This window comes from Mesorhizobium sp. M7A.F.Ca.CA.004.06.1.1, from assembly GCF_003999135.1.
Taxonomy (GTDB): domain Bacteria; phylum Pseudomonadota; class Alphaproteobacteria; order Rhizobiales; family Rhizobiaceae; genus Mesorhizobium.
Window position 1 is genome coordinate 1 of sequence record NZ_RZPQ01000165.1, and the last position, 9,177, is coordinate 9,177.

A 9,177-nucleotide genomic window follows, 5' to 3' on the forward strand; every position below is an offset into this window, starting at 1 on the left:
ATTTCTGGCCGGTTGTGGGCATCGCCGCCGTGATCTTCTCGCTGCTGCTGCTCTGGCACGAATTGCGCGGCGTTTCGCTCGACGACGTCTGGGACGGTATCACCGCCATTCCGACCCGGGGCTGGATCCTTGCCGCGCTGAGTTCGATCATCGCCTATGCCTCGCTTGCCGGCTACGACCACATCGCGCTCCTGCATATCGGCAAGCGCGTGTCGTGGCTGTTCGTCACGCTGTGCTCCTTCACCACCTATGCGCTGTCGCACAACATTGGCGGCTCGGTGTTTTCCGGCGCCGTCATCCGCTACCGCGCCTATGGTACCAGAGGCCTGACCGGACAGGATGTCGGCGTGCTGGTGGCGGTCTGCTGGATCACCTTCGTGCTGTCGACGATTTTGGCCTCGGGCCTGGTTCTGGTGTTCGAGCCTGAGATACTCGACCGGTTTTCCGGCATCGCCCATCATGGCCTGTCGGAAGCGGCCGGCATCGCGATGCTGCTGCTCGTCGCCGCCTATGTCTTCGGCAGCTGGCTGCATCTGCGCCCGCTGAAGATCGCCAGCTTTCAGCTGCATTATCCGGCGCTGCCGATCGTCGCGCGGCAGTTGCTGATCGGCCCGATCGAGTTGCTGGCCGCCGCCGCGATCATCTTCTTTGCCCTGCCCGCAGCCCACAATCCCGGCTACTTCGTCATACTGGGCGTCTTCCTCGTCTCCTTCTCGATCGCGCAGATCTCGCACGCGCCGGGCGGGCTCGGCGTGTTCGAGGTGGTGTTTCTCGCCGGCCTGTCGGACATGGATCCGGTCGGCGTGCTGGCGGCGCTGCTGGTGTTCCGGCTGTTCTACCTGATCATCCCGCTGATTCTTGGCCTGGGTGTGGTGCTGTTCTTCGAACGCTCGCAGTTCAGCCGGACGGAGCCTTGAGGAGCGGGATTGGATCTGGAGGCCGCGCGCCGGCATCTGAAGTGCGGCGCCTGAAATCACCTGACGAAACGTGCCATTGAACCACAGAGCAGGCTTGACTATTTTCCGCTGGCGGCTACAAGGCAGCGCTCACAGCGGCTTGCCCGCTCGGCCCGCACGGTTCATGACCGCGCCTGCTGGGGAATAGGTTAACGGTAGACCCACGGACTCTGACTCCGTTAGTCCTGGTTCGAATCCAGGTTCCCCAGCCAAGATAAACCCACTGAAAACACTGAATTCTTGCCGCCAACCGAAACTTGGTGGTGCATGCCGCTGTGACAAAATAAGCGAAAAATAAGCGAATTTTAGCTGCCGCTTATTTTCCAGCCGCTTGGCCATCTTGCCGCAGGCTTTTCCTTTCGCGCTGGCCACACCATTTTCGGCCATGCCGCCATCCGATGCTTTCGCCGCGATGATAGCCGGGCTTTAGGCGGCGGCTTGAGTCGCGCCGATATCGCTAGCAGAGCCGGGGTTTCGCAGAACGACGATTCGGCGCTGCATCCATGGCAACAAATCGCGACCACATGGCCGGGAGGGCGGCGCGCGTTGAGCGCTTGCACCGGGAGGTGGTCGCCGGACCAAGACGCAATCCTACGCCTAAGCTTCTTTTTTTTCGAGCCATTGGATGAAGCCGAGATTTCGAGTGCGGTACTGGTTGATAGCGCTTTCCCTGCCAATTTCTTTGACCGCCTTGGCGAATCGCGTCAGTATTTCGATCATCTCGGGCGTGGCGTCGATCAGGTTCATGTAACGGCGTAGGCCGGCGAGCATGTCCCTCAGTTCCTCACCCTCATGCCCCTTGAGAATCTGGACATAACTTTCCACATCAATCGTAGCCGCTTCAGCCAGCAGTTCCGGATCGGTGATATTCTTGGCGAGCGCCATCACAGTCTCGTCGGTTGTGCGCTTCGGTTTCGTGGCGTTTTCAGCTTCCTTGATCCGCTTGAGCAGTTCAGGGGACAACTCCCGGCCGAACTCGTACAATCTATCGGTATCGAAGGCGGCGGGCTCATCCTTCTTTTCCCGGATGTATAGTGTGACCAGCTCTTCTGCGCGCGGATCTCCCAACTCACGGAACGTGCGCTCGACGCTCACTAAGTCGCCGAGGTCCAAGTACTTAAGCTCGCTTGCAAAAACCTCGACGAACCTGTCGAGTATGGGCTTGATCGGCTTCGTGAAGGACAGATGTAGGTCATCCCAAAGCTCCCGCATGGCTTCTTTTGCCTTGCGGTACATATCAGCCTCATTCAGCTCCTTCGCGTGCGCGTTCAGCCGCGATTGATCGAAGTATCCATTCTGGACAGCCTCAAGGAGGGTCAGGTCGAACGCGCTGGTGCCTGTGTACCGGTATTGGACAAGCAGGTCGCGCCATTTCAGGTCGAGGTCGGCGTCCTCCTTGATCGGGTTATAAGCGTTGACTCGCTTCAGGTAGTCGAGCGGTGGTGCGCCCTTTGGCTGAAGGTAACTCCAGGCGAGTAGGGTGATTGTCCGAACAGCATCCATTGTCACGCTAAAGGAATATCCGGCGAGCATAGGCGCGACCTGCTTAGCCAGAGCTAGAATTTTCCAGATCACTCGGACGTTCTTGATGCCCAGCAGGATAGCATGCTGACGGACCATGGCGGCGATGTTGTCACCGTCCCCCGGAATAGCGATGTCGGCAATCTCGGCGCAAGAAGGGTCGAACCGCAAGTACAAGTCCACCACCTTCTCTAAGTAGGACTCGAATTCACCCTTGTCCTCTAGTTGCTCGTCATTGAGGATCAGCACAACCTTGCACTTCCGATCGTCTCTGAGCTGGGAGATGTAGCCCAACACATCGACGCTTCTGAGCCCATCGCCCTTGCGTTCCAGATCATCGACCAGGACGATCTGATTGCGGATGCTGAGTGCTGCTGCTTCAACGGCTGCTTCACTGGCACTACCGGTAAGAGATGCGAAAACCTTCCATACGACGTTGGAGGATTTCGCCTCGTTTATGTAGTCGGTGTAGTCGTTAAAATCGAACGGCTTTCCGATTTTCTCAATCGCCACCGTGGACTGAAAAATGTCGCGCTTGATGTCTTGAATCGAGTTCAGGCCGAACAATGAGACTTTTGCGTAACGTTTCAGCTTGAGTTTTTTACTGAGGACCGCCTTCGAGAGAACATCGTCCCAGGTATATGTCTTGCCCGTGCCCCAATCACCGCGGATACACAGAACCTGCTCCTTATTTGACGCTAGAAACTGACCGATGGCTTCACGCACCCGCTGCACTGACATAATACCCCCCTCCGCAAGTAGCGGACAAATGTAGCTGTCCTGCGCCAAGATGCCAGGGCCGGACGACGGCGTTACGCGTGACGAGCGTCTTTCGCCCAGAAGATGGTCTCTGGAAGATCGTGCATCGTCACGCCGATCCGATAACGACGGCTCAGCGGGCCAATTCGGTACTCCGCCGATAGACGCTATTATCGATCTGGCGCCTGGGTGCGGAACATGGTCCTTTAATTAAATTAGCAGAAATGCATAAAAAGGCCTATAATTCGGACAGCCGGCATTCCCCCCCAAGCCGGTTAGGCTCGGCGCCAGTCCCCCCTCGATACCCCCCGACGCCGGGCCGCTGCTCCTAAGCCGCTGTCAGGATGAGCGCGCGAGCGATATGACGCGTCATCGGTGTCTATGCGACGGAATCATGAAAGGCGAGATTGCCCGGTCGTTGCGTGCGCCTTAGCGAAGCTTCATGAAGGGTTCCTGCACGAGGCCGCGTCATGCTCACTGATAGCCAGTACATTCTCGAACGCATCAGCCAAGGCTGCGTGACGCTCTCCGATGGCGAGTTCGTCATCGACAGGCTGGTTAAGTATTTCGGCAATGGGAGGATCCGCTGGCATGTCGAATTCCGTGGGCATCGCATCGAGCTGACGACAGGCCAGCTCAAGAAGCAGCCGACCTTCCGCAGGAAGATACTCGAACAGGCTGGGGTGCTGCCGCCCCAGCGTGCCGGGACCGACTACAGGCGATGGGCACTCGATTTGAGGAAGAATGCCATCGAGCTTCCGTGGCGGGACAGGCCGGTGGACGTCGGCTTCGCCATCGACAGGCTCGCCAGCCACGGCGACGGGCGCTGGACGGTCGAATACCAGGGCAAGGCCATCAAATTCACGACGACAAAACTCCGCAGGCAGGTGAGTTTCCGCAAACGCATGCTGGCCAAGGCCAAGGTGTTGCCGCCTCAGTTGGACCCGGCTGCCTATCGCAAGTGGATGGACTGGCTCATTCAAAACGCCGCCGAGGCCGACCCGCAGACCGGCGATGCCTTGGTGAGCGAGAAAAGCTGGCTTGACGACCTGCCTGAGCTGGCCGGCTGGCAAAATGAAACACCGCCTCCAGAGACCAGCTAAGAGCGGCGACAGTATCCAAATGCAAGCAGCGATGGCACTCGTTGCGTTTGCCATGCCTGCCAGTTTCGGCACACATTGATGGCGAAGGTAGTCTGACCAGAGCTGGCTCGCTGGCAATCAGAATTGAAATGAGACCACATGGACCGCTTCGACCTCGGCACCTACCGCCGTCCCATCTCCACTCGTTCTTCAGAAACCCAGCGTTGGTTCGATGTTGGCCTCAACTGGTGCTACGGCTTCAACCATGAGGAAGGCATCAAGTGTTTTGAGAAGGCGCTCGAAACAGATCCTAAATGTCCGATGGTGCATTGGGGCATCGCCTATGCCGCCGGACCTTTCTACAATCTGACCTGGAAAGAACATGGCGAGGCCGAGGCCGACAGCGCGACCAAGCGCTGCTTCGAGCATGTCCAGCTGGCCCGGGCCAATGCGGCTTCCGCCAACGAGATCGAGAAGCGGCTGATCGAGGCGCTGGCCGCCCGCTTTCAGAAGCCATACCGGGTGAGCCCAGAGGAATTCGAACGGTGGGATGATAGCTATGCCGCCGCGATGCGGCTTGTGTATCGGGACTGTCCCGACGACCATGATGTGATGGCACTGCTGGTCGAAGCGCTGATGATGCGCACGGTGCGGCGGCTGTGGAACCTCAAGACCGGCGCGCCGGCGCCGAATTCCGATGTCGTCGAGGCGCTCGACGTCTGCGAACGGTCGGTCCGGCTTGCCGATGAGGCCGGCGCAGCACAGCATCCGGCGATCGTCCACCTGCACATCCATCTGCTGGAAATGTCCACCATGCCGGAGCGCGGCATGCGGTCAGCGGATCTGCTCGGCGAAATGTGCCCCGATGCCGGGCACATGAACCACATGCCGGGGCACATCTATGTGCTGTGCGGCGAGTATGAGAAAGCCAAACGCGCCAGCGAAAAGGCGGTACGCGCCAACGACCTCTATCTCGCCTATGCGGACGAGCCGACCTACTATTTGCTCGGCTGCTGCCACGATCTGCACCTGATGATGTTCACCTGCATGTTGTCGGGCCAGTACCAGCCTGCACTGTGGGCCGCCGATCGAGTGCGCAGCCTGGTCGCGCGCGACGTGGTCGCCATCCCCGGCCGGCCCAAGCTCACGCAGACGGTGGAAGGCTACCATGCGATGAAATCGCATGTGCAAGTGCGCTTCGGCCGCTGGCAGGAGATCATCGACGAACCGGCGACCGCGGAGCCAGGCCTCTATGTGCTGACGGCGGCCATGCAGCACTACGCCAAGGGTGTGGCGCATGCGACGCTTGGGAATTTCGCTGAAGCCGAGCGCGAGCGCGAAGTGTTCCATCGGCATCTGAAAGGCATTGCGCCCGAGCGGCGCTTCCTCAGCAACCCGGCGCAGGCTTCGCTGGCTGTCGGTGTCGCCCTGCTCGACGGCGAGCTGGCGTACCATCAGGGCCGGCATGACGAGGCCTATGGCCATTTGCGGCAGGCGGTCGAGCTTGACGACAATTTGTCCTACACCGAACCGTGGGCCTGGATGCACCCGCCGCGCCATGCGCTGGCGGCGCTGCTTCTCGACCAGGGCCACGCGCAGGAAGCAGAACAGGTCTATCGCGACGATTTGGGCCTGAGCGGCACGGTGCAGCGCTGCGCCCAGCACCCGAACAATGTCTGGGCACTGCACGGGCTGGTGGAATGCCTGAATCGGCGCGGCGAGACTGATGAATTGCCGATATTGCAGACAAGCCTTGCCGCGGCGCTGGCCAGGGCGGATGTGCCGATCACCTCGTCCTGCCTGTGCAGGACGAGCGCGCAGCAAGGCTGCTGTCACTGACGCGAAGTCAGCCTGCCGCCATTGTTGCGGCCGATCGGCTCGCCAAACAAATTGTCGGCCGATCATCGTTGGCGGTGGAAACCTCGCCGCCCGGTCGTGTCACCTGCCGATCAGCCCAGGCTCCACGCTTTGTCTCGTACCACGCCTTCCTCGATCAGCACCGAGCAGTCTATCTCATCGTGAAGTTGGGCGTTTGGGTCGGACAAAAGCCAGGAAGCATAGGACCGAAGCTGCTTGAGCCTGGCTGTTTTCTCAAGCCGGGCCTGGCGCTCATCCTCGGCTGCCGGTCTTCTGTCCTTCTGGGCAGGAAATTGCATGCTGGCTCTCCTCGGTCACCGAGCTGCGCTTCGATTGAAGCCAACACATGCGCTGGCGAGAGTCGCCATCCATCTGGATGATGGCGGACCCTTATCAACAATGCACCCGCGCCACCGCCGGGTGCTCCCTGGTCCGGGTTCGCTGCGGCGCATCGGCACTCGGCAGTCGGACGCAGCCAGGGGAATGGAACCAGATCGGCCGTGCGACGTCATAGAAGCAGGTGCTCATACAGGAGTGTGACCTCCATGATCAGGCTCGTTCTTGCCGCTGCCGCCATGCTCGTCATGGCATGGGACGCAACGGCGGCGGCAAAACTGGACGCGGCCACTGTCAACAACGCCCAATTTGACGGCAGCGAAGCGAAAGGCGTCAGTGCGACCGTGCTGAAGGCGCAAATCCTCCTGGATCGTGCACGCTTCTCGCCAGGCCTGATCGACGGCCGCCAAGCGGAGAACTTCAGCCGGGCAGTCGGTGCGTTTCAAGCGGCCAACGGACTGCCTGCCGACGGCAAGCTTAACCGCGAGACATGGGACAAGCTGGTCGCGAGCTCCTCGCGCCCGGCGCTTGAGACCTACGAGTTGACGCGCAAGGATGTGCGTGGACCGTTCACCAGGCGAATTCCGGCGCGCATGGAGAGGATGGCCCGCCTGCCCCGGCTCGCCTATCACAATGCCCTGGAAAAGATGGCGGAGCGCTTCCACAGCAGCGAGGAACTGCTTGAACGGCTCAATCCCGGCATCGGCTTCAGGAAGGCGGGGCAAAAGCTGCTGGTGCCAGCTGTAACCCGAGGTGATCCGCCGCAAGACATTGGGAACGTCGAGGTCGACAAGAGCGCTCGCCAGGTTCGCGTGCTCGACCCTTCCGGCAAAGCGCTTGCGACGTACCCCGCCTCGATCGGGAGCCAGGAGAAGCCCGCGCCGAGTGGCGAGGCAGAGGTCAAACGCGTGGTGCGCCACCCAACCTATCACTACGATCCCGAGTTTGCCTTCAAGGGGGTGAAGACGAAGCGCCCCTTCACGATCGCTGCCGGGCCGAACAATCCGGTGGGATCGGTCTGGATCGATTTGTCCATCGATAGTTATGGCATTCACGGGACTCCGGACCCAGGCAAGATCGGAAAGACCTTCTCGCATGGTTGCATCAGGCTGACCAACTGGGATGCCGAAGACCTCGCCTCCGAAGTGCAAAGAGGCACAAAGGTCGTCTTCAAGGAAGAAGCGGCAGGATCGGTCGAACAAGGATCGCAGTAGGCAGGCGCCACGGGCTAACTTTCGACCGTGTGACTGGCGTCACCGAAGGCGTAGGGCGGCGCCCCTACCCCAGCCACTTCTCGTAGTCGGACACCAGCAGATGGACCGGGGCAACGTCTTCGTCGATGTTGGAAAAACGGCCGATCGGTTCGCGAAACACATTGTCGGTGAGATCGTCATTGACGGTCGAGACCTCGCCGATCAGCACGTCCTTGCCCTCGGCCCAGAAGGCATGCCAGACGCCGGGCAGCAGCGTGACGCTCTGGCCCGGGTCGAGCTTCAGGAGCCCGCCCGCGGGCAGCCTGTGGATGGTTCCGTCGACCGGCACCGAAACCTCCGCCTTGGGATCGATGCCGCCGTCGCGGTCATGCATGAACAGTTCCAGCACCAGCTTGCCGCCGCCACGGTTGATGATGTCCTCGGCCTTGATGTTGTGGCGGTGCATCGGCGACAGCTGGTCCTTGCGCGAGATCATGATCTTCTCGGCATAGAGCATACCCATGCCCTTCTTCATGTCCTCGTAGCGGCCGTTGCGAACGGTGAACAGGAACAGGCCGAGTTCCCTGAATTTCTCTTGCCCGTAATCGGTGATGTCCCAGCCGAGCCGCGAGGTGAATACGGCCGACGAGTCGACCTGACGCGCCTTGGCCTCCTGCGGCGACCAATAGGCGAAGGGCGGCATGATGTAGCCGAACGAGCGGATGAAAGCGTCGGCTTCGCGGATGATGTCGTTGATGGCGGAGCGCTTCATGATCATGATCCCTTCGTATCGATTTGTCTGGCAGATCGCATAGCCGAACGCCGATGCGGTGTCGATCCATCTCGCCGTCCTGTCCGGCGTTGCGCAGGGCGTATGGACCACAGATCCGCTTGCCTGGCCGCGTGACATCACGGATTTTCAGGGCCATAAAACCCGCGGATTCCTCATGGGGTGAAAGATGATGCCGACCGTTCACGATCTCGATACGCCATCCATCCTGATCGACGCCGCGCGCGCGGAAGCCAACATTGCCCGCGCCCAGGCGCATGCCGACAAGAACGGGCTGAAGCTCCGGCCGCATATCAAGACGCACAAATTGCCCTACTGGGCGAAGAAGCAGATAGCGGCCGGCGCCGTCGGCATCACCTGCCAGAAGATCGGCGAGGCCGAGGTGATGGCCGATGCCGGGCTGAACGATATTTTTCTTCCCTACAACATCCTTGGGCGCGCCAAACTGGAACGCCTTCTGGCGCTGCACGGGCGCGTCACCCTGTCGGTGACAGCGGACAGCATGGAGACGCTCGAAGGGCTGGCAACCACCTTCACCGATGCCGGCCATCGTTTGCAGGTGCTGGTCGAATGCGACACCGGCATGGGACGCTGCGGCGTGCAGTCGGCTGATGAAGCGGTTGCGCTGGCAAGACAGATCGACAGAGCCGGTGGCCTCGCCTTCGGCGGACTGATGACCTACC

8 protein-coding genes and 1 tRNA gene are annotated in these 9,177 nt (G+C 60.6%); 6 read left to right on the plus strand and 3 right to left on the minus strand.

Going from position 1 to position 9,177, the window contains the following annotated elements; genetic code table 11:
• On the plus strand, positions 1–917 hold a 917-nt coding region (locus EN906_RS12735), incomplete at its 5' end, for a lysylphosphatidylglycerol synthase domain-containing protein (RefSeq protein WP_164777161.1).
• A gap of 177 nt (positions 918–1,094) precedes the next feature.
• Positions 1,095–1,168: transfer RNA gene (locus EN906_RS12740), tRNA-Gln, on the plus strand.
• A gap of 385 nt (positions 1,169–1,553) precedes the next feature.
• Here the strand turns inward: EN906_RS12740 and EN906_RS12745 are convergent.
• Positions 1,554–3,266 carry a hypothetical protein gene (locus EN906_RS12745; RefSeq protein ID WP_127269918.1) on the minus strand — a complete coding sequence of 571 codons (1,713 nt, stop codon included), beginning with the start codon at positions 3,264–3,266 and terminating at the stop codon, positions 1,554–1,556.
• Positions 3,267–3,706: 440 nt separating this feature from the next.
• On the opposite strand from EN906_RS12745, the gene EN906_RS12755 reads away from it, so the two are divergent.
• Positions 3,707–4,339, plus strand: a complete 633-nt coding sequence (locus EN906_RS12755) for a hypothetical protein (RefSeq protein WP_127271884.1) — start codon at positions 3,707–3,709, stop codon at positions 4,337–4,339.
• Between the two features lie 138 nt (positions 4,340–4,477).
• Complete coding sequence (locus EN906_RS12760; protein WP_127270689.1) at positions 4,478–6,157, plus strand: tetratricopeptide repeat protein; 1,680 nt, start codon at positions 4,478–4,480, stop codon at positions 6,155–6,157.
• A gap of 110 nt (positions 6,158–6,267) precedes the next feature.
• On the opposite strand, the gene EN906_RS12765 is transcribed toward EN906_RS12760, so the two are convergent.
• Positions 6,268–6,474 carry a hypothetical protein gene (locus tag EN906_RS12765; RefSeq protein ID WP_164749017.1) on the minus strand — a complete coding sequence of 69 codons (207 nt, stop codon included), beginning with the start codon at positions 6,472–6,474 and terminating at the stop codon, positions 6,268–6,270.
• Positions 6,475–6,720: 246 nt separating this feature from the next.
• On the opposite strand from EN906_RS12765, the gene EN906_RS12770 reads away from it, so the two are divergent.
• Positions 6,721–7,725: a L,D-transpeptidase gene (locus EN906_RS12770; RefSeq protein WP_127271881.1), complete on the plus strand. Its 1,005-nt coding sequence runs from the start codon at positions 6,721–6,723 to the stop codon at positions 7,723–7,725.
• A gap of 64 nt (positions 7,726–7,789) precedes the next feature.
• Here the strand turns inward: EN906_RS12770 and EN906_RS12775 are convergent, their stop codons facing one another.
• Positions 7,790–8,476 (minus strand): D-lyxose/D-mannose family sugar isomerase, encoded by a 687-nt coding sequence (locus tag EN906_RS12775; RefSeq protein ID WP_127258087.1) that lies wholly within the window; start codon positions 8,474–8,476, stop codon positions 7,790–7,792.
• Between the two features lie 190 nt (positions 8,477–8,666).
• Between EN906_RS12775 and EN906_RS12780 the strand changes: the two genes are divergently transcribed.
• Positions 8,667–9,177 (plus strand): alanine racemase (locus EN906_RS12780; RefSeq protein ID WP_206529083.1); only part of this gene is annotated, 511 nt, incomplete at its 3' end.

Excerpts from the sequence above, each read along its gene's own strand:
- EN906_RS12755 (WP_127271884.1), top strand. The coding sequence starts at position 3,707 with ATGCTCACTGATAGCCAGTACATTCTCGAACGCATCAGCCAAGGCTGC.
- EN906_RS12760 (WP_127270689.1), top strand. The coding sequence starts at position 4,478 with ATGGACCGCTTCGACCTCGGCACCTACCGCCGTCCCATCTCCACTCGT.
- EN906_RS12765 (WP_164749017.1), bottom strand. The coding sequence starts at position 6,474 with ATGCAATTTCCTGCCCAGAAGGACAGAAGACCGGCAGCCGAGGATGAG.
- EN906_RS12770 (WP_127271881.1), top strand. The coding sequence starts at position 6,721 with ATGATCAGGCTCGTTCTTGCCGCTGCCGCCATGCTCGTCATGGCATGG.
- EN906_RS12775 (WP_127258087.1), bottom strand. The coding sequence starts at position 8,476 with ATGAAGCGCTCCGCCATCAACGACATCATCCGCGAAGCCGACGCTTTC.